18 protein-coding genes and 1 pseudogene are annotated in these 19,873 nt (G+C 41.9%); 6 read left to right on the top strand and 13 right to left on the bottom strand.

Annotation, left to right across the window (positions count from 1 at the left end; all coding sequences use genetic code 11):
- Positions 1-51: 51 nt before the first annotated feature.
- The 7 genes from SLS51_RS14265 to SLS51_RS14235 form a co-directional block, all read right to left on the bottom strand.
- Positions 52-594 carry a CDP-archaeol synthase gene (locus tag SLS51_RS14265; protein WP_323839400.1) on the bottom strand — a complete coding sequence of 181 codons (543 nt, stop codon included), beginning with the start codon at positions 592-594 and terminating at the stop codon, positions 52-54.
- Positions 584-1,207 (bottom strand): CDP-alcohol phosphatidyltransferase family protein, encoded by a 624-nt coding sequence (locus SLS51_RS14260; protein ID WP_011148591.1) that lies wholly within the window; start codon positions 1,205-1,207, stop codon positions 584-586. Before SLS51_RS14260 ends, SLS51_RS14265 begins: the two co-directional genes overlap by 11 nt.
- Entirely contained in the window at positions 1,204-2,790 is a 1,587-nt protein-coding gene (locus SLS51_RS14255; protein ID WP_323839399.1) for a fatty acid CoA ligase family protein, read from the bottom strand. Before SLS51_RS14255 ends, SLS51_RS14260 begins: the two co-directional genes overlap by 4 nt.
- Positions 2,787-3,842, bottom strand: a complete 1,056-nt coding sequence (locus tag SLS51_RS14250; RefSeq protein WP_323839398.1) for a hypothetical protein — start codon at positions 3,840-3,842, stop codon at positions 2,787-2,789. The genes SLS51_RS14255 and SLS51_RS14250 overlap by 4 nt, the downstream gene beginning before the upstream one ends.
- A complete protein-coding gene (locus SLS51_RS14245) occupies positions 3,835-6,579 on the bottom strand; it encodes a phosphoenolpyruvate synthase (protein WP_323839397.1) in 2,745 nt (914 codons plus the stop codon). The genes SLS51_RS14250 and SLS51_RS14245 overlap by 8 nt, the downstream gene beginning before the upstream one ends.
- 165 nt (positions 6,580-6,744) lie before the next feature.
- Entirely contained in the window at positions 6,745-9,270 is a 2,526-nt protein-coding gene (locus tag SLS51_RS14240; protein WP_323839396.1) for a hydroxymethylglutaryl-coenzyme A reductase family protein, read from the bottom strand.
- Between the two features lie 20 nt (positions 9,271-9,290).
- On the bottom strand, positions 9,291-10,235 hold the full coding sequence (locus tag SLS51_RS14235) for a prenyltransferase (RefSeq protein WP_323839395.1): 945 nt from the start codon (positions 10,233-10,235) through the stop codon (positions 9,291-9,293).
- 620 nt (positions 10,236-10,855) lie between these two features.
- Between SLS51_RS14235 and SLS51_RS14230 the strand changes: the two genes are divergently transcribed.
- Complete coding sequence (locus tag SLS51_RS14230) at positions 10,856-11,152, top strand: hypothetical protein (protein WP_323839394.1); 297 nt, start codon at positions 10,856-10,858, stop codon at positions 11,150-11,152.
- Positions 11,146-11,649 (top strand): GNAT family N-acetyltransferase, encoded by a 504-nt coding sequence (locus SLS51_RS14225; RefSeq protein ID WP_323839393.1) that lies wholly within the window; start codon positions 11,146-11,148, stop codon positions 11,647-11,649. The genes SLS51_RS14230 and SLS51_RS14225 overlap by 7 nt, the downstream gene beginning before the upstream one ends.
- On the opposite strand, the gene SLS51_RS14220 is transcribed toward SLS51_RS14225, so the two are convergent.
- The gene (locus SLS51_RS14220; RefSeq protein ID WP_323839392.1) at positions 11,618-11,932 is read right to left on the bottom strand and encodes a GIY-YIG nuclease family protein; all 315 of its coding nucleotides are present in this window, start codon (positions 11,930-11,932) and stop codon (positions 11,618-11,620) included. The genes SLS51_RS14225 and SLS51_RS14220 overlap by 32 nt on opposite strands.
- A gap of 274 nt (positions 11,933-12,206) precedes the next feature.
- On the opposite strand from SLS51_RS14220, the gene bhsA reads away from it, so the two are divergent.
- Entirely contained in the window at positions 12,207-12,458 is a 252-nt protein-coding gene (bhsA, locus tag SLS51_RS14215; RefSeq protein ID WP_323839391.1) for a multiple stress resistance protein BhsA, read from the top strand.
- 124 nt (positions 12,459-12,582) lie between these two features.
- Complete coding sequence (locus tag SLS51_RS14210) at positions 12,583-13,014, top strand: YhbP family protein (protein ID WP_323839390.1); 432 nt, start codon at positions 12,583-12,585, stop codon at positions 13,012-13,014.
- Positions 13,015-13,016: 2 nt separating this feature from the next.
- Here the strand turns inward: SLS51_RS14210 and nrdG are convergent, their stop codons facing one another.
- From nrdG to pyrI, 4 genes are all read right to left on the bottom strand, one after another.
- Entirely contained in the window at positions 13,017-13,481 is a 465-nt protein-coding gene (nrdG, locus tag SLS51_RS14205) for an anaerobic ribonucleoside-triphosphate reductase-activating protein (protein WP_323839389.1), read from the bottom strand.
- 19 nt (positions 13,482-13,500) lie between these two features.
- Positions 13,501-15,639 carry an anaerobic ribonucleoside-triphosphate reductase gene (gene nrdD, locus SLS51_RS14200; RefSeq protein ID WP_323839388.1) on the bottom strand — a complete coding sequence of 713 codons (2,139 nt, stop codon included), beginning with the start codon at positions 15,637-15,639 and terminating at the stop codon, positions 13,501-13,503.
- 250 nt (positions 15,640-15,889) lie between these two features.
- Entirely contained in the window at positions 15,890-16,276 is a 387-nt protein-coding gene (gene ridA, locus SLS51_RS14195; RefSeq protein ID WP_323839387.1) for a 2-iminobutanoate/2-iminopropanoate deaminase, read from the bottom strand.
- Positions 16,277-16,368: 92 nt separating this feature from the next.
- A complete protein-coding gene (gene pyrI / locus SLS51_RS14190) occupies positions 16,369-16,833 on the bottom strand; it encodes an aspartate carbamoyltransferase regulatory subunit (protein WP_323839386.1) in 465 nt (154 codons plus the stop codon).
- 783 nt (positions 16,834-17,616) lie between these two features.
- On the opposite strand from pyrI, the pseudogene SLS51_RS14185 reads away from it, so the two are divergent.
- Both SLS51_RS14185 and SLS51_RS14180 read left to right on the top strand, forming a co-directional pair.
- Positions 17,617-18,058, top strand: a pseudogene (locus SLS51_RS14185) (helix-turn-helix domain-containing protein); the annotation flags it as partial.
- A 13-nt stretch (positions 18,059-18,071) separates the two neighbouring features.
- Positions 18,072-19,460, top strand: a complete 1,389-nt coding sequence (locus tag SLS51_RS14180; protein WP_323839385.1) for a hypothetical protein — start codon at positions 18,072-18,074, stop codon at positions 19,458-19,460.
- Positions 19,461-19,605: 145 nt separating this feature from the next.
- On the opposite strand, the gene SLS51_RS14175 is transcribed toward SLS51_RS14180, so the two are convergent.
- The coding region (locus SLS51_RS14175) for a transposase (protein ID WP_323839384.1) at positions 19,606-19,873 on the bottom strand (268 nt) is incomplete at its 5' end.

Genomic DNA, 19,873 nt, shown 5'->3' with positions numbered 1-19,873 from the left:
AGCTGCGAAACCGCAGCCGTTTTGCTGCGGTATTTCCATCGAATTTTCTACTTAGAATCTCGTTTTTTTCAGCGAAAATAAAAACAATATATTTTTAACAACGAAGGCGCTGATTAAAAAACAGAGAAAAACGAAAAGTGCATCGATATAAGTCAGATTAAGATAAATAAAATAGGCTATTGTGACGCCAATAGCAGAATCAAGTTGATCGAATAAAATAAACAGTCGCTTATTTTGTTCCGGGTGTTGTCCCGGAGGTGCGCCGAGCCTCCTTTTTAGCCAAGAGTTTGGTAATTCGAAAAGGACATAGCCTAAGCCCGCTAGAAAACCGGCAAATAAGCAGGAGGAAATAGTCTGGGGAATAACCGTGTCCTGTGTTCCGGTGCTGGGAACTAACCACAATAGTGAAAATAGCGCGGTAATAATGGGTACAGTAATAAAACCGCGCCAGGTCTTGTTACGACCGAAATAACGTTGATGTATTGGAATAGCCCAGCGTGAAAAATAGTTTTTCGTCACAATCACCATATGTAAACAACCACCAAGGATGACGGGGATCATTAAAATCCATCCGTGATAAAAACTATTGAGCATAAAGACTCCAGAAATGAAGACCAGTAAATAAAACGAACCCTGCAAGTGTTGTACTGATAATAGTATTGAGACTCTTGAATTTATAAAACGGGCGATCCCATAGCATGGCGATACTGAATGTAAGGAGCGCTAATGTCAGTAAGAGATGGCTTAACCACGGCTCGGCTACCAAGCTTACCAAAGCGTAACCACTGATAATAAATAAGCTCCAGAATACGGGCATACCAAGATAGGAGAGCTGGTTTTCATTCTGAATATTCCCAACTTCATTAAATACGGATAATCGCAGACAGCCGCTAATGATCATTAAAATGATAAACAGGGAATACCAAGATTGATAACCGGAAAGGTAGAGGATAATGGCTGGAGAGATCAAGTAAATAAGTTGATCCATAAATCCATCAAGATAGCGACCAAACGGGCGGACAATATTTAAATTTCTGGCTAGAATACCATCGAGCGCATCGCCAAGCATGGCAAGATACAAAAATGCAATAGCTAAGTAATGCCAATGTTGTAACGCGGCGGCCACGGCAAGAGCGCTAAATACCGCCCCAACGATAGTAATATAGTCTGCTCTGTTTAGATGAATGATGAAATGATTATTATTCATAATTTTTCCTTGTGTGGAACGGAAGATAATTGGCCTTTACCGAGCATATTGATCAACGCGATGCGGTTTATTTTGCTGTTATGACGAATGTCAACTGGGATAGGATTAGCACAATAAATACGAGTAACCAGCGTGAGATCCAGCTCGTCTAAAATAGCGGGTAAATCTGTCGGTAGTGTAGCGCTTTCCAGTATCAGGGCGGCTCCGCCTAAAGGATGTAACACGAATGCGCTTTGAGTGACCCCAGGCAGTTCATTGATTCTTTTTTCCAGTACGTAGGGATGGATGATACGACCATCATCTAACACCACTTTGTCTTTTACCCGTCCAAGTAGCCAGAGCTGTCCTGCCGTGTCCAGATAGCCGACGTCACCGGTACAGTGCCAAATACCTCCTTGTTTACGTGGGAGTTTGTTTTCTTTCGTTGCTTGAGGGTTATCAATATAGTCTTTGAGCACATGAGGCCCGGCAACTAAGATTTCACCGACATTACCGGCAGCCAGTGGAGTAATTTGTTGGGGGTTAGCCGTTATTTCCCGGATACATATTTCTGCTTGTGTAACCGGTTTTCCGACCAGATAGCCATCATGAGTTGCCCAGTGGTTTAATTGAGTCGTCATTTCGACGGTACTGATCGGTTCAACCTCGGTGGAACCATAGACCACCAAATGCCGAGCATGTGGAAAGACTGTCAGGCAGTTTTCAAGCAGAGCTTTATTGGCAGGCGCACCACCTACGATGACTGTTCGCACGTTAGGGAATGATAACCCTTTGTTCTTAGCATAACCGGTGATTTTGCTCATATAGGCGGGAGCGCCGCTGAGGCATGTAATACCTTTGTCTTGTACTTGCTTGACGATCTTCTGTGGATCGACGGTTGCGGGATGGGAAAAGTCAAAATCAGGCAGAATACTGCTGTTGCCGCAGCACAATGAGTGCAGCACCATAACGGGGAAACTGTGTAGATCTATCTCATTCTTCCCTTCGGCAAAAAGTGCTGTTATGGCATAAAGTTGTGCTAGCAAGCTGTCATGAGTGCGGTTTGCGCCTTTGGGTGTGCCGGTAGAACCCGAGGTAAAGGTAATTAACCCAGTTGTATCCGGCGGTAAATCTCGGCAGATAAAGCTATTCAGAGGTAAGTGTTGACTGGGCGTTTCCAGCGCTTTCATGCCCCATATACGTTGTCCGATGACAAAACGTCGCAGTCGCCATAGTTCAGGGAGCAGAAACCAGAATTTTCCTAACGTAGGTTGAGTGATCACCGCCGATAATTTACTGTGGCGCAGTATCTCCCTCAGTTGTTTTTTGGCAAGCCCGCGCTCAAGCATAACTGGAACTAGCCCTAGCCCCAGAATCGCGATAAGCAATGGATAAAGTACTAAGCCTGGTTGGATAATCACTAACAAGCGATCGCCAGCGACAAACCCAGATTGGGTTAACTGATGCTGGAAATGGGAGGCATGAGAAAAAAACGCCTGAAAACTTAAACCGCTACTATGATCCTGTGAATGTGGCGCTTGCAGGGCTAAATGTTCAGGATGTTTTTGGGCTGCATCGACAATTGGCTGACAAATATTTGTCATGCGATCCTCCTGTAATAAAGCGCATATTGATGCTTGGTGGCAGCAGGTGTATTGAAAAGCCGTTTTGCGGTTTTGAGCGATGTATTATCTTCACGCATCATGGCCCCTCCTAGACGAGGGTGAATACGTCTGGCACTCTGTTCAAATGAGTGGTATAGCGTGTTGTACAGCCGACTGCCCCGGTATTGCGGTGCGACTGCCACGGTTTTCAGCAACCCGATGGCGGGTTGACCTTTTTGCAGGACTGACAGACTCAAAATTATCCCGGCAATTTCGCCACTAGGAGTTTTAGCCAGAAATGATGCAGGGTAATGGCAAAAAGGTTTGATAAACTCCTTACCGCAATGCTGTTGAAATGCGGACCAAGATGGCGTGGTATAAGCGAAATTCTCACCAAACACCGAGTCGATAAAAGAGTAGAGTTTAACCTGTTCTTGCACCCATAATTCTGGCGTTAGCGGCAATAATGTCGCTTGAACATCAGGAAGTCTTTGCGCGCGTTGATGAGCTTGCTGAAAGTTGCTTTCTGTTGCTTGAGTATCGTCGAATATCGAGGTATAGCGATAACGGATATCAAACCCTAACTCTTTTAACAAAAGGGGATAGTAAGGAGGGTTATAAGGTTCATGCTCAAAGGGAGGCACATCAAAATGATCAAGTCGAACGCGGTAGTGTCCGAAAGTTGAAAAGTTAATCGGCCCGTAGAGATTATGCGCACCATTTTCCTTGGCCCATTGTTCTAGAGCGCTAAACAACATGGTGTTGCTTGCTATGTCATTATCAGTTTCCCAAAAGCCGAAAAATGCGGCAGATCGGCCATCAACTCTATGAGGTACTAAAAAGCCGACAAGACGGGCTTTCCCTGGAATGCAGCCAATCCAGGCTTTACTGTGATTAAACCAAGAATTCTTCGGGCTGAACTGCTGTTGTACTTTTTCCCGGTCTTCACCGGGCCATAGCGGCCAATCGCGATAAATACTGGGTGGAAGGTCAAGAAAACCTTCGGGTAGTGGATTGGCCGGAGACCATTCTCCCATGAAGATATTAGACATGTTCACTCCTTGATGTCAGTTTTTCTACAGTGGTGTCGTGCAAGCGGACAACAGTCCCAGTTGCTCCATCCATGCGTACCCGATCGCCATCTTTCAAAATTTGTGTGACGGCGGGAATGCCGACGATGGCGGGGATACCCAGTTCACGAGCAACAACGGCGGAATGCGAAAGTGTGGAACCGCGCTCGATGAGTAATCCGCCTGCTGTAGGGAATAACGGCGCCCAACCGGGATCGGTACGTACGGTACACAGGATCTGCCCTGCCAGTGACATTTCATCCTGTGGGTTTTTAATTAATCGGATAGTTGTTTCAACTTGCCCTGGGTAGCAACCTATGCCCTGTAGCATGCTGCTATCGGTTGGGGCTTGTTGTGCCTGATAGGGATAGCTGTAATCTTGCTGTTGATACAGTGAGCCTCTAATGAAAAAGTGATGAGCTGGTTCATCTTCTTTTTCGTAGTTGGCATATTCTTGCTTGCGTATAGCAACTAAAGGCTCAAGTTGGGTCTGTATTGCTGTTCCTTCGTAGCCGCTGTAGATCTCCTCTAACGTGAGATAAAAAATATCGCGGGGTTCAGCGAGTATCCCTTCTAATGCATATGCCTGACCAAGTTGTAGGAAGATATCTCGATACAGCCCAAACATACGAGTTCGGGTAAAACGCATATTTTCCCGGTGACGTATCGCTTGACGTAATTTCTGCAAATTCTTTTTAAAGACGTTCATACGCTTAGAGCCAAGTCGCTCCTGTATTTGCTGAAATGCGGTATTTTCGGCCTGAGTACGCAACTTCCTTTCCCGGCTGGATAACGTCTCTGGTGTGAGGGTATCGATAGCAAGGTAGTTTTTTAGTATCAGAAATAAAAAACTGGGATCTTGTTTTAGTGTGATGGTTTCCAGCTTCAATTCACCCATCGTGCGATCGCCGTATTTTTTAATATAATCAATGCACTGCTGGTGGAATGATTCATCGAGTGGGCGTACTTGGGTCAGCAGGGTAGGTGCATCACCGAGGGTCAACAGGTTGCACAACTCAGGGTGCTGGCGCGCATATTGGCACATCTTTAACAGCACTTTGGTCGGTTGGGTACTTTCAATATCTTCATCTCCAGAGAGAAGATCGCCTAATAGTGCAGATGAATTCTCAATACCGGCAGCAATTAGTTCCCGATTTACCCGGCCATTAAACATCATCACGTAAAAGTCGTTCAGGATCGGTGTCGTCCAGCGTCGTAGCAGATGTTCATCCAGATATTTCAATTTCTCGATCAGTTGGCCGCTGTTGCAAGTATGCAGCTCTGATTGTTTTATGGCGCCGGCATGCCATTTAAACTGCTCTAAGAATAGTTCTACCCGTTGATCCATAGTTCTAAAGGCATATAGCAAGCGCAGGAGTGCCCACCCCATTTTTGGCAGTTTCTTTATTTTATTGCCCAGTGAAAGTGTTTTATCCTCAATAAAATCAACCGGGTCTTCCAGCCCCATCATTCTTTCCATATCTTTTTTATTGGTTTGGAAAGAGGGAAGTAACAGTAGTCCTTTGTACCAATTGTTGATGTTGTAATAGATCCTACCTTTAACTAAGCCGAGCATATTTTCCAGCATGGAACGATGCTGATTAACCTGTTTATCTGAGCAACCTAAAGCACGTATTGTCTGTTCATAAACGGTGGCATAACCTGCCCGGGCAAAAGAGAAAGTCAGTGGTGTTGTTATTCCACAATAAGATTCCTGAATGTTGGAATTATCGAAAATAATATGATCTTCGCTTTTATCATCCAGACGTGGCAATCGGGTTATTGGCCTGGTCTGTAGAATAAAGATTTGATGGTTTTGAATCGTCCATTCGATATCTTGTGGACACCCTCGTGCTGAGGCAATTTCTTTGCCAATATCTCGTAATGCATAGATTTTATTATCGAGTAAGGTCGGTTCCCACTGTTTTTCTTTCGCGACGGGTATTGTTACTGTACCGCTGCCGTTGGTGGTATTGAAAACAGTTGCTGTCTCTTTTTGTGTGATATGACGTTCGATCTCAGGTGTGGTGAGATGAACTGAAAATTCATCGGTATCGCATTCGCCGGAAACTACGCCTTCTCCGGTGCCCCAGGCGGATGAGATTAGGCAATGTTGCCTGCTACCCGTAACAGGGTGTGCAGTAAACATGACACCAGAAACCTCACCGGCAACCATGTTCTGAATGATGACAGCACTACTGATATTGCCCATCGGTAACCGTTTGTGTAGGCGATATTGTAATGCACGCGTGTTAAAAGCTGAGGCCATCACAGCACGTAAGCTATTGGCAAGTGCTGCTTTACCCCGTTGAAATAGGTAGCTGTCCATCTGCCCGGCGAAAGAAGCATTGGCGGCGTCCTCACCAATGGCTGATGAGCGAACAGCGAAAAATGTATCTGGGTGATTCTCTGATAAGAGAGCCAATTCTTCTTCTAATTCAGTAGGCAATGGAATTGACTGTAGCCACTGACGCAATGGCGCAGCAATAGCGTCTAGTTTTTCCTGGCTGATATCATGTGGTACGGTAGCCAACTGCTCTATGATGTTGCTTGCAAACGTATCGTTGATGAGTAGGCTATTAAGCACCTCGCTGCTGATGACCCAATAATTAGGTACAGGAAAACCGTTTTGCGTAAGCCATAATAAATTAGCCGCTTTGCCACCTAAGGAATGTTCCGCCAATTCAATAGCATTATCTTGCGTGTAGAGATATTTCATATTATTCCACCAATGCAGCAATAGTATACCTTGCTTACATCATGCTCTTATTTGCACGTAATATTGTTGGCGTGAATAGATCAATAAGATATAAATGTATTACAAGCTATTGCTGCACCCTTATTTTAGAGGAAGAGTAAATTAAATAGTTTATTCGGTTGATTATTAATTCCGTGTTAATGAAATAAGCCAGCGGAGCGTTTTCATTGTGCGCTCCATAAATGGGTAGCCAACAACATTGTGTGCCATCATATAAAGCGGAATCCTTCTCATCCATAAATCATGCAGCGCTAATTCATAGCCTCGATGCCAAATTATTGGATCGAGGGAGATCCCCGATTTTTGCTCAAGTTCAACCCGGTGTAGTTCAATATAATAAGCTACTTTATCTGCATCACTTTGTGGGTCTAAGCTAAAGGCCAGAAGTTCTGCCAGGTCGCGCTGGGGGAGATGCAAAGTAGACAATTCCCAATCCCAAGCGCATAAATGTAAGCCAGTTTCCTGTTGCCGGAAGGCAATATTGCGTGGGTTGAAATCACCGTGGATCAATGTCCTGGGCATCTGTTCGATCTCCTTCCACCAGGTGGCGGCATTGTCTACCCAGTGCTGGAAATCTTTATGTTCTTCGGCAGTGAACAACTCAGGAAACGTTTGGTGGATAAAATTGCCCAGTTTTTGCCACAGGGGCTTCATCTGTGAAACCGTATCGGCATTCGGAATTTGCAGTTGTGAGAATTTCCACGTGAGCACTTCTTCCCGTCCCAACCAGATAGAGTGAATATCGGCTACTCCCCGGATGGCGGCTTCAAGGTGGCACTGCTCCCAAGGTGTTTCCAGGTTAATATTGTTCATTAACACCATATCGTGGAGCAATTCTTCAATCAGGGCATAAGTTCCGGTTGCTTCGTTTTCAATCACACCATAGATAACGGGAATATAGCGCATCAACCGTGGATCTTGCTGATTCATAATAGCCAGCTCACGGCTATGGCTTTGGTTAAATTCAAGCTGATGTTCAAAATCCTGGAAAACGGCAAACAACTCAGAAGAGCAGTGTTTAGCGATATCCAGTACCATATTCACGACCTCACTCCCTAGAGGCTTCAGTTTCAGCATCACGGATAAATTGTTCTGTGCGGATGTCGTTATAGAAAAAGGAAATAAGCCAATTAAACGTTCCGCATAATTTGAGCTTAGATGTGTCAGCATGCTGTGCCCATCATCACCAGAAAATTTAGGTTTGATTGTAGTCAAATGGGCCCCTTGTAACACAGGGTTAAAATTTGCTTGCTGGAAGAAGGGCAGATCAAGTTCCTGTGGGGTGTGCGCAGTGATATTGCTCGTGGTGACAGGGCGATAGCGGCCAAGTTTTTCATGCGATTGAGCGAACTCATCCGCAGCAATGGCTGACAGTGTTGAAATATCAAGGGCCAGACAATAGCTGGCGATGATCTCGGCCAGGCGGGCAGTGCCGTTTTCATCGGTGCAGCCCAACATATTCAGACATTCACGTTGGTGTGGTAAATAAGTTCCGCCACCGATTGTACCGACGATCAGAGAAGGTAGCGTAATACTGCAATAGACTCGGTTATCGGCAGTTAATGTCATGTGCAAATGGGCGACTGACGATTCATGTACGCAGGCAATATCTTGCCCTAGAGCGGTAAACATCCCGGCAATCACATTTGCGGCATTAATATTTATGCCGATCATCCCTGAGGCGATAGCGCCTTCGCAGACATGATGATAAGCCGTGACAAGTTGTTGTGGCGTGACTCTCAAGATTTGCTGACAGGATTCAGCATCTAAATAAACCTCAGCTACTACACGTGTTCCACGTCCTTCGATGAAAGGTTGATAAGACACCTTTTTATCACTAGATGTATTACCATCGATCATAAAGTGACGCAGTGGTATAAACGCCATTTTGGTTAACTGTTGTTGGATCCATTGACATGCATACCAAGTGCAGATGGTAGTCATGTTTTGACCTGCTGCTGCGGCTGTATTGTAGATAAATTGCAAATGGACGCTGCGCCCGATGATTTGTGGCTTTATTTCCAGTAATTGCGCATGTTTGGAGTGGCGTCCTATTTCATACCGTAATTCGCTGACATGTTCTTTGATCCAATCACTGAACATAATGCTATGCGAGACGCTATGAAATTCAAAACGAGGAGCACGTATCATGCGTTGACCAAGTACACGCGCGGTCGTCCCCCCTGATTGCGTAATGGCGGAAGAACCACGGGATACCGAAGCAATTAAAGCACCTTCTGTGGTAGCAAGTGGCGCATAATATACCCCTTGAGCGTATTGTCCTTTTATCAAGAGAGGACCGGCGATTCCCACAGGGATTTCTATTGAGCCAATAAATCCCTCAATGGTTTTTGTGAGTTTGGTCGCATCCAGATGGGTGTTTGCCACGTGTTCCAATGCATGCCCGGTATGTTTTGCCAAATAATCCAGACGTTTTTGTCGGGCTTCCTCGGTGTAGATGTAGAGGTGGCGGCGGGGCAATAATTTTACTTGGGTTGTTTCTGTATGGACGGCAGATGCCTCTTGGTGTTTTTTGATGCTGAATATGTCACGTGACAATTCTAGAATAGAACTTCGCGCACAGTTTTCTGTGTGTGCAGTGGTATTATCTGAAACATCACTTACATATGATTGGAGATTCTTTTGCAACATAACTATATTTCCTTTAATACCTAAGCAAACCCAAGTTTTATTAAGATGCTAGCAGTGCAAACTGAATAACCTAGCACCATGAATATTCCCACGACAGCTTCATCGCGTTTGCGATTTTGGATGGTGGGGTTACGGAGGAATTTACTTAATTGCCATAGACACAATGCATAACAAACGACCAAGATAATTAACGCCCATAACGCTATACCATCAGTGGTGATACGGATTAGCCAAATCTGTAGCGCCAACATTACGGTGAGTAATGCCGCGATAATAGCGACAGCTCCTTTTCTGCCGAAAATAGATGAATAGGTCGGTATTTCAAGACGTTCTTCATCTGGCCCTTTACACTTGCGTGTAATTTCAAAACTGAATCCAGAGAAAAAGCACAAGCCCATCAAAACCCATATTGGGAAATTGAGTGTGAGGTTAGGACTGGCGATATTGCCTAACCACCAGATAATAAGTGGCATTACCAGCATATGGGAAATGGCATACCAAGTAAGGTGTTGGTTTAGCCATTCACCGATAAAGAATTCTTTCCCCATAAGACAGGTCCAGATAAAGACCAACAGCCAGGCAAAAGTAACTGAGCCAATTCCCCGATCTAGCAATAGACTTCCACCTAATTGCAATGCGATACAACAGATACCAAGTACCCGTAGATTTTTCAGCGTAATAATACCGCGCTGTAAAATCCGTTGTGGATGATGTTCACAATCCAGTTGGTAATCTTTATGCTCATCGAATATCCGTAATAGTAAAAAATAGGAGAAGGACATCAGGCAACCGAGCAGGATCTCCCATGACAAAACGGGCTTTTCCCCTATTGAATAAAAAGCTACGGAATAGCTGATGATATAAAAGATAAAGAAAAGTGGCGCATTTTGTAGCGGGAAACGCTCATCCATCCATAGCTTTATCCTCTTACCAATGAATTTTGAATAAATATCTTGGCTTTCCATACACCGTTCCTATTTATTGTATAAGGATTAAACTATATACATTTGTGACAATTCAGCCCAAGGATAATCAATCCAGAAGCAAATCTTAATAAAGCCTATACGTGCTTTTTAGCATTATCTCTCTCAATAATTTAAGAAATACGTATGGACTGATGCTATACATTAAGCCAAAAGTTTGCCATCGGCTATAATCAGTATGTGTAAATTTTAATTTCAGTATGCAACTTATGTTTACATTTTTTTTTATAACTGTATGTTTATGAGATAATTTTGTTTCCATTTAGATTAAAGAATCATGGGCTTTAATATCATATTTCAGACAGATATAGATAAGTTCTTCTCCGTTATCGGCGACAACTGTGTTCCGTAAATAAATTTTTTGTGGGGCAAAGTCACTACATATAAAATACCGGAATAAAGTAATAAATGATTAGTAATTTTAATTGAATTAGTGGTGGGATGTTTTGATTTAGCGCAGTTTATAGTCAGATATTACCCTAATAATTAAAAGGTAAAATTTACAGTTAGGTCTGTATTGGATTCTTGATGTAGGATCGGGCGAATGCCGATATATTTTGGCTAAATAGCTACGTTACTTTATCAAGTAAGGAGTCTGAGCTGTGTTAGGAAAAATCCACAATCTTACTCTGCACTGGTTTATTACTGTCCGTGATAGTCATTTAGTTGTTAACCAGTATAAGCAGGAAGAGGTTAGTTTCAGCGACGAAGCCAATTATCTGATTCTAATGGTTATTCGTACAGAATTAGGGTTGTGTGTTAAAAATTTGGTAGATACGATAGCGTTGAAGTTCATGCTTGCTGTTCTTTGTGCGGGTTTGTTCCAATTGGCTGAGTGTATAGAAGCGAGTTTGCCGGAGGGCGCGGATCAGCACGATCTTGCGCGATTATCATGTTGATCAGAGTAGAAATTCCAGTAGATGCAGCGGGAATAGATCAGTTATTACGGAAATCTTTTGATACCCCGGCAGAAGCGGAATTGGTCCAACAATTGCGGGAAGGTGGATTATTGACGTTAGGTGTGGTTGCTACAGATGACGAAGGCCAGGTAATCGGCTACGTGGCTTTTAGTCCGGTGGATATTAATGGTGAAGATAACCAATGGGTTGGTCTGGCGCCGTTAGCGGTTGCTGAAGAATATCGTCGGCAGGGGATTGGTGAAAAGCTGGTGTATGAAGGTTTGGATAGCCTGAATGAATTTGGTTATGGCGTCGTCGTTGTTTTAGGTGATCCACACTACTATCGCCGGTTTGGTTTTACGCTTGCCAGTGAGCATCAGTTGCATTGCCAGTGGCCAACGTGTGAATCTTATTTTCAGGTATATGAATTAGCTGATAGTTCTTTGGCTGACCATCAGGGATTGGTTACTTACTCCCCACACTTTGGCCGTTTCTAATTGATGCTAAATATTCTGCTATACAGACGGGCTGGCAAATAACCAGCCTCTCTTTTTGCTGTTTACTTAATTGTTTTACTTGATATTCCAGCCGTGAGGCACTGGAGCGGTCTCCGGCGTGACTACTGAAAACTAGCTGTAACGGTCCTTTCCCTCTCAGTGATTTGGCTCCTTTCCCGTTTTCATGTTGCGCAAAACGGCGGTGAATATTTGTTGTTATCCCGGTATAAAGCATGCCTGATTTTGTTTTCAGTAAGTAAAGAACCCATTGATTTTCAGCCATATAATTTTTTTCTGAATTTTCTATTTTTGATATTTATATTTTACTCGAACGTTTTTCTATATCATTTTTCTGAATAATTTAGTTTAAGTTATTACAATATAACAGTTTTATAAAACCTGTTACATATCAATTTGCTATACCTCGCATTATTCATTCAAAAAAATTGAAATAAAATAGCAATAATTGCTAATTTTTATTCCGGCCTTTAGAGCATACTATGATCCACATCACAGAGAGTAACTCATTCCACTAAAAATTGATCAAGGATCATAGTATGAAAAACGTAAAATATATCGCTGTTGCTTTAGCTTTAAGTGCTATCTCTTTTGGTAGTATGGCGGCAACAGAAGTTCAAACTTCTTCTTCCCCTAGAATTGGTGTTGTTTCTGTAACGGGGGCTGATACTTTGGAAACCCTAAGTGTCGAATTATCCAAAAAAGCTGACAAAGCAGGTGCATCTTCTTTCCGCATTATCTCTGCCAGCGGTAAGAATCAATTATCAGGTGTTGCTGAGATCTATAACTAATTTATAGTAGAGCAGACTGAACCCTGTCCCTGTCAGGAGATATCAGAACACGCCGTAGGATTGATGTTTATCCCGGCGTGGTTCTGGGCTTCCAGGCAGATATAATCCTGCTATTGGAGAGAGAGTGAACACCACTGAAAACTTTCAGATTATCCACAGATACCTCGCAAGACAGCATGTCCTAACGCTTTGTACAGCAACCGGTGATGATATTTGGTGCGCAAATTGTTTCTATGTTTTCAATGTCGATGAAATAGCTTTCTGGTTTATGACTGAACTTCATACTCGCCACGGTGAAATGATGCAGGTAAATCCACAGGTTGCAGGTACTATTGCCGGGCAGATTCGTAATATTGCACAGATAAAAGGTATTCAGTTCAAAGGAGAAGTCATTCGTCTTGAGGGTGAAAAAGATAAAGCGGCCAGAGCACGTTATTGCCGCCGTTTTCCTGTGGCAATTGCTGTTAAAACACCTATTTGGCAACTGAATCTCAATGAAATAAAGATGACTGATAATACGCTTGGATTTGGTAAAAAGATCTGCTGGCAGCGATAAAATTATCTTAATCTATGAATAATCTGGTTGTCGCTACCACGCCATAGTAAACCGGGTTCATAAAGCTCTTGTATAAACTTGCCATCCACTAGCACATTAATATAGCTGACAATTTCCCGTTGAATTTCGCTAAGTTCCTTTAGCCGATAACCCGTCCAAAGCCAAATGTCCTTGTCTGGGCACTCTGCTTTAACCCGTTTTACCAATTTTAGGATTGCGGGTGCGTTGTGTGGATGTAGGGGATCTCCGCCAGATAAAGAGAGTCCTTGTCGTTTAATGCGTCTGTCCTGTAAATCAAAAATGACATGGTCTTCCATTTCTTGCGTAAATGGTTGGCCGGAGTTCACCCGCCAGGTACTTTTGTTATAACAACCGGGGCATTGATGTTCGCACCCCGCGACAAATAGTGTGCAGCGAGTTCCGGGGCCGTTGACCACATCAACAGGGTAGTATTGGTGGTAATTCACGTTGTCAACCTGCCTTAAATTAGCCTAATTGCCCATTTGTCAGATGTTTTACTCTGCGTTTCACCTCTTCCTGTTTGCCCGCATTGAATGGACGGGCATCGGGGCTTCCCAGATAACCACAGACGCGGCGGATGACTGATACTCTGGAAGGTTCATGATTGCCACAGCGTGGGCAGGTAAACCCTTTACTGGTACAGGAGAATTCACCGGTGAATCCACACTCATAGCATTCGTCGATGGGGGTATTGGTGCCGTAATAAGGGACACGTGAGTAGCTGTAATCCCAGACATCTTCCAGTGCTTTTAGATTATGTTGCAGATTAGGATATTCGCCGTAACAGATAAAACCGCCATTTGTTAGTGGTGGATAAGGGGCTTCAAAATCCAATTTGTCATAAGGATTGACCTTCTTTTCAACGTCAAGATGGAAACTGTTGGTGTAATAACCTTTGTCTGTCACTCCTTCAATTACTCCAAACTCAGCGGTGTCAAGGCGGCAGAAACGGTCACATAGATTTTCACTTGGTGTGCTGTACAAACTGAAACCATAACCTGTCTCTTTTTTCCATTGATCAGTGGCTTTTCGCAGATGATCAACAATTGAGAGTGCTTTTACACGTAATTGTTGATCATTAAATAGATGAACTTGATTGCCATACAATGCGTTAATGGTCTCATGAATACCAATGTAGCCTAGGGAGACAGAAGCCCGGCCATGCTTAAAGATTTCAGCGATATTATCATCGGCTTTTAAGCGAATCCCGCAGGCACCTTCCATATAAAGGATTGGTGCAACTTGTGCTTTGACACTTTCCAAGCGGGTAATACGGGTCATTAGTGCTTGCTTTGCCAGTGCCAGACGTTTGTCTAGTAATTGCCAGAAATGTTTTTCATCTCCTTTGGCTTCGATAGCTATCCGAGGCAGGTTCAAACTGATAACCCCTAAGTTATTGCGTCCTTCATGAATTTGTTCCCCCTTTTCCTCATAAACACCGAGGAAACTGCGACAACCCATTGGGGTTTTAAAGGAGCCTGTAACCTTAACCACTTGATCATAATTAAGAATATCTGGATACATGCGCTTACTGGCACATTTGAGAGCCAGTTGCTTGATATCGTAGTTAGGATCACCGAGTTTGTGATTTAGGCCATCACGGATAGCAAATACCAGTTTGGGGAACACCGCTGTTTTGTGGTTTTTACCCAAACCAGCAATGCGGTTACGCAGAATAGATTGTTGGATTAGACGGGATTCTTTTGATGTACCCAGACCAAAGCCAAAAGTGACAAAAGGAGTCTGCCCATTGGCGGTATGCAGTGTATTAACTTCATATTCCAGTGATTGAAAAGCGTCATAACACTCTTTTTTTGTTCGTACTTCGGCATAAGATTTTTTATCAGTGATATCCCACTCTTCGGCGATCGCCAAGTGTTTTTCGTAGCTGGCTTTAACGAAAGGAGCCAATACTTCATCTATACGATTGATGGTGGTACCGCCATAGATATGGCTGGCAACCTGAGCGATAATTTGAGCCGTTACCGCTGTTGCGGTTGAAATGGATTTTGGTGGTTCTATTTCAGCATTACCCATTTTGAACCCGTGGGTTAGCATGCCTTTCAGATCGATTAACATACAATTAAACATTGGGAAAAAGGGGGAATAATCGAGATCATGATAGTGGATTTCGCCTTTTTCGTGAGCCAATACCACATTACACGGCAGAATATATTGTTTGGCATAATTTTTAGCAACAATCCCGGCTAGCAGATCCCGTTGAGTTGGAATCACTTTGCTGTCTTTATTGGCGTTCTCATTGAGCAGGGAAACGTTACTCTGTTCAACTAAGCCACGGATTTCTTGATTAAGTCGGCTGTGTAATTCTCGGACAGTATCCCTGTCGTGACGATATTGAATATAGCGGTGGACAAGGTGATCATGCTTGTTTGCTATCAATTGATGTTCTACTGCGGTCTGAATATCTTGTACATCAACTTGTCTGTAGTCAGCCATTAATTGCGTTACTGCGGATGCAACTTGGATACAATACCCATCATCCGTCATGCCAACGGCAGAAATGGCCCGTTTTACGGCATCTCTGATACGTGTTTCATCAAATGGTACTTGGCGACCATCCCGTTTTATCACAACAGTTTTCACAATATGACTCCTTGAGAATGTTATCCAAAGGGCAAACTATTCTCGTTTTGATATCCAGCTTAAAGATAGATGCTGCTATATGTGGTTTTATTTTTATATTTAAACACAACATATAGTAATTTTGCGTGAGATAATCACGATCTCATTTGATCTGAAACAAAGAATGGAGACTTAATATTTTAGGGTTCAGTGAAAAGTACAACCCCTTGGTCAGTAACTAACTAAGGGGTTGTAGAAAACAGGACAGGGATTATTTACGAATCGCGATAGCTTCGATTTCGATTTTAACGTCTTTTGGCAGACGGGCTACTTCAACACAAGAACGCGCCGGGAAAGATGCATTGTGTTCTTTGAAGAATGCTTCATAAGTTGAGTTAACGGTACCGAAGTCATTCAGGTCTTTAACGAAGACAGTTGTTTTAACAATATCACCGACAGTGAGACCTGCTTTTTCAACAATAGCTTTGACATTTTCCAGTGATTGACGAGCTTGAGCGGCGATATCTTCTGCGACATCACCTGTATCTGGATTGACTGGGATCTGGCCGGAAGTGATGACCATATTGCCTAGATCAACCCCCTGAACATATGGACCAATTGCCGCCGGGGCTTTATTGGTATTAATCTCGTATGACATAGATTCTCCTGTTAATGTGATAACTGAATAAATATTTCATCAAGGGTACTATTATAGTGTTCGCTTCTGCCTCAGCAACTGACATAGATCGTTCAATCGTTGAGAATCACCACATTGCGGTCAAACTCTTTCTCGCAGTATTTGCAGGTTAGCACCACATCTTCCGCTGTCACTTTGACTCGAAAACTGCTTTCTACGGGTTCATTGTGGCTGATGCAGTTGCTGTTAGGGCAGACTAATACGCTATCGATACACTCAGGCAAGTTAATGGGAAGTTTCTTCACAACTTCATAGTTTTCAATGCAGTTCACCGTAGCATTCGGCGCATACATAGCAAGTTGGTTAGCTTGCTGTTCTGTCAGGAATGTATTTTCGATTTTGATGAGATCTTTTTTACCTAGTCGATTGGAAGGTAAATTCAGGCCGATGGTAATGCGTTGATCGGTTTCAGTTAGCTTAAATAGAGAGAGTAGTTTGAAACCGACTTGGGCCGGGATATGGTCAATCACCGTACCGCATCTAATGGCTTCGACTTGTAGTTTATGATCTTGGGTCATAGTGTTTTGTATGAATACATTTTAGTGACAACTTTCTGTATTCATCCTCCAGAATATTGTTAAGAATCGACACGTCTTCCATTTTAGGCGGTGGTACCTCGTTTATCCAGATAAAGCGCCGGTGATTCAGTACTACAAATTGTTCCCAATCTCCTCCTGACAGGACAATCTACCAAGGAATATCAGGAAGCCATGTCCCCGCAGAGAGCGTGAGTTAGCACAGAAATAGTGAAATTTCATTTTGAAATATAGAAAGGCAGCTGTATGTCCCATGAAAGCCGGCTAGTTGGTCGAGAAATACTTATTTTAAATTAGGAATTAGGTGCGGAATGACGGTTAATAACTAAAAATATTACTTTTCTGTAAATATATTAAAAGTTAATAATAAATTGGCATAATTAATAAAATGAAAAATAAATACTTGAAATTAAAAAAGCAAATTCATATAAAAACAGTATTAATTTTTTTTGAAATGATTTAAAATGAAGGCATGTTTTTTAATATATAAAAAAATCTACTTATGAACACGCCATTTTCTATAAATGGGTGCTATTTAAAAAAGTAAATCGATTTACCTATGATATTATTTTTAAATGGAGAGCATAGTGAGTTCAGTATTTAATCTTATAATGTGAATCCAAGTCTCTTTTTAACTTAAAAAGAGGGCTTATTAGTCGAATTCGCCTATTTTTTTAACTAAAAGTTATTTTAATTATACGGAAATATACCCGTACTTATTGAAACTGTTTGATTTTCCCCAAAATGAGGCTCATGGTATCACGCATGAAAATATTCATTACCGATGAGCAAAAAGCTGAACTTGAACACCTCCATCACACCTGCGGTGATAAGAGGGTGTGTGATCGCATCAAAGCGGTTCTGATGGCTGGAGTTCAGTGATGATCGCTCAGGCTCTGGGTCTTCATGAAACGACCGTTAATCGTCATATCAGCGATTACCTTAATCACCGCAAACTCAAGCCCGACAATGGCGATTCTCAGGGCTATCTCAGCGAAACACAGACTCAGGAATTTATCGCTTATTTGACCGCGAATCTTCTGCCCACCACACAGGCTGTTATCCGTCTTGTCGAAGCGTGGTGGGATATCAATTACACCGTTCCCGGCATGAATAAATGGCTGCACCACACAATGGATTTAGTTATAAAAAACCGACCGGCGTACCACACAAGTTCAATGCGGAACAGCAACGGGCCTTTATGGAATAAGTGGGTATATATGAATAATAAATACGAAACGGTTATTGTCTTAGGGGCTGGACCAATAGGTCTATTTTCTGCTTTTAAAATATTAGAAAATAATTTTGCGGAAAATGTATTGATTTTAGATAAGCGATTTATTTCTGCTTACACCTTTAAAGGCTGGGCAGAAAGATCAATGGTTGTACAATTTCATCGAAAGCTTTTTTCTCTCTCTTATCTTCCAGAAATAGTGAAAAAGTGTCCTTATGGGGTACTTAAAGAAGATTATGAGGATAATCGGAAGAAATATAGTGACTTAGATCATATGAGTATAAAAAACATACAATCCACTATTCTAGAAAATATGGAGAAATTTTATAAAAATCGTTTTTTTATGGCAGGATTAAAAGATATATCTTCTGACAATGATATTGTTTTAATTTCTATTTTTACAGAGCACTTTGATGATAATAGTATTTTAAAAAATTTAAACCCAGAATTAATTGTAGATGCAACTGGCTATCATTCCATCTTAATGAATAAAACAATAGGCATTCAATTCGAAAGTGAGCATGAATACGGTTCAGCTCTAAAAATGACCTGGCCAGAACATGAAATGTCTCATGTTGAAAATAAAAAAACTGAATTTCATGACTGTCATGAAAATACAATCTTTTTTAGCGAAGGAAACTCATCTGTAGCTGAATTCTCATATCCGTCTGATAAATTTAGTGAATTTTTTGAAGAATGTGGGTATTCTATAAATCACATGAGTACCAAATTACCATTTCTAAAATTTGATACAACACCTTTTTCAATAAAATTACCACCATTCTTAGAAAAAATAACATCTCTTAAGAAAGATCATTTTCTATATAAAAGAGCAGTTGACTTATTCAATATGATTAGAAGAAATAAACTTTCTGGTATTAATGGATTAGAATTCATTAATTACTTGCAAGGTTTCAATTGGTCAGAGGCAGACAGTCTTGCTTTAGTCGTTCGTAGGATAATAGATAAAAGAGTCACTATAGAAAACACATATGCTAATCTTGAAGAAAACTTTTTAGATTTAATGAAAATTAGAGTTATTTTTGTACCATCTAGAGCCGAGAGATGGTTATCAACAAATAAAGTAACAACAAAAATTAATCTTATCTTTTCGAATGATAATAATTCATTACATAATCAAATTTCTTCAGTAACAGCTTGCGCTGTCGGAGATAGTTTAGCTAGCACAGACTTTAGACATGGTCTTGGTATCAATCGAGGATTTCACACTGCAACTAGGTTATTTCAAGATAAAACAGATCCAGAATTAGTAAGGCTTGAATTGATACAAAATAGCTATTCTATGCTAGATGTTATAAATGATAATTCAATATTTAGTAGAGCTATTTCGTGCAGAGATTGGCTTATCCTATAGTAAAAATCTGCCTTCATAGAAGGCGGAATTGATTTCGCGACAGAAGGGCGTAATCAAATCTCTAAAATCAAGACGCTGCAACTTCTGCTGCGTGGCGATATTTCCAAATGTGTTCTAGGGGCTGTTGATGTTTTAAAGTCATTATTCAATCAACCCACATCGGCAACCAGACAATGATGAATGCGAGTGCCACCATACTGGTATAATTCCGTTCAAGTTTATCGTATCTCGTTGCTATTGCTCGAAAATGCTTAATTCGAGCAATAGCATTCTCGACTAAATGGCGATAACGGTATAAGCATTTATCAATACCTTGGTCTGTTTTTCGACTATTTTTACGATAAGGGATCACTGGAGTCGCATCCCGTTGTTTAATAAACATCCTGAAACGCTGACTGTCATATCCTTTATCA

The organism is Photorhabdus africana, assembly GCF_035181445.1.
Taxonomy (GTDB): domain Bacteria; phylum Pseudomonadota; class Gammaproteobacteria; order Enterobacterales; family Enterobacteriaceae; genus Photorhabdus; species Photorhabdus laumondii.
Note: the sequence above shows the minus strand (reverse complement) of the source record. Positions and strands in the feature narration are given on the sequence as shown.

Bases quoted from the DNA above. Each gene is read 5' to 3' on its own strand.
- SLS51_RS14240 (WP_323839396.1), bottom strand. From the start codon at position 9,270: ATGTTGCAAAAGAATCTCCAATCATATGTAAGTGATGTTTCAGATAAT.
- SLS51_RS14235 (WP_323839395.1), bottom strand. From the start codon at position 10,235: ATGGAAAGCCAAGATATTTATTCAAAATTCATTGGTAAGAGGATAAAG.
- SLS51_RS14225 (WP_323839393.1), top strand. From the start codon at position 11,146: ATGTTGATCAGAGTAGAAATTCCAGTAGATGCAGCGGGAATAGATCAG.
- ridA (WP_323839387.1), bottom strand. From the start codon at position 16,276: ATGTCATACGAGATTAATACCAATAAAGCCCCGGCGGCAATTGGTCCA.
- SLS51_RS14260 (WP_011148591.1), bottom strand. From the start codon at position 1,207: ATGAATAATAATCATTTCATCATTCATCTAAACAGAGCAGACTATATT.
- SLS51_RS14180 (WP_323839385.1), top strand. From the start codon at position 18,072: ATGAATAATAAATACGAAACGGTTATTGTCTTAGGGGCTGGACCAATA.
- bhsA (WP_323839391.1), top strand. From the start codon at position 12,207: ATGAAAAACGTAAAATATATCGCTGTTGCTTTAGCTTTAAGTGCTATC.
- SLS51_RS14245 (WP_323839397.1), bottom strand. From the start codon at position 6,579: ATGAAATATCTCTACACGCAAGATAATGCTATTGAATTGGCGGAACAT.
- SLS51_RS14220 (WP_323839392.1), bottom strand. From the start codon at position 11,932: ATGGCTGAAAATCAATGGGTTCTTTACTTACTGAAAACAAAATCAGGC.
- SLS51_RS14265 (WP_323839400.1), bottom strand. From the start codon at position 594: ATGCTCAATAGTTTTTATCACGGATGGATTTTAATGATCCCCGTCATC.
- pyrI (WP_323839386.1), bottom strand. From the start codon at position 16,833: ATGACCCAAGATCATAAACTACAAGTCGAAGCCATTAGATGCGGTACG.
- SLS51_RS14255 (WP_323839399.1), bottom strand. From the start codon at position 2,790: ATGACAAATATTTGTCAGCCAATTGTCGATGCAGCCCAAAAACATCCT.
- SLS51_RS14250 (WP_323839398.1), bottom strand. From the start codon at position 3,842: ATGTCTAATATCTTCATGGGAGAATGGTCTCCGGCCAATCCACTACCC.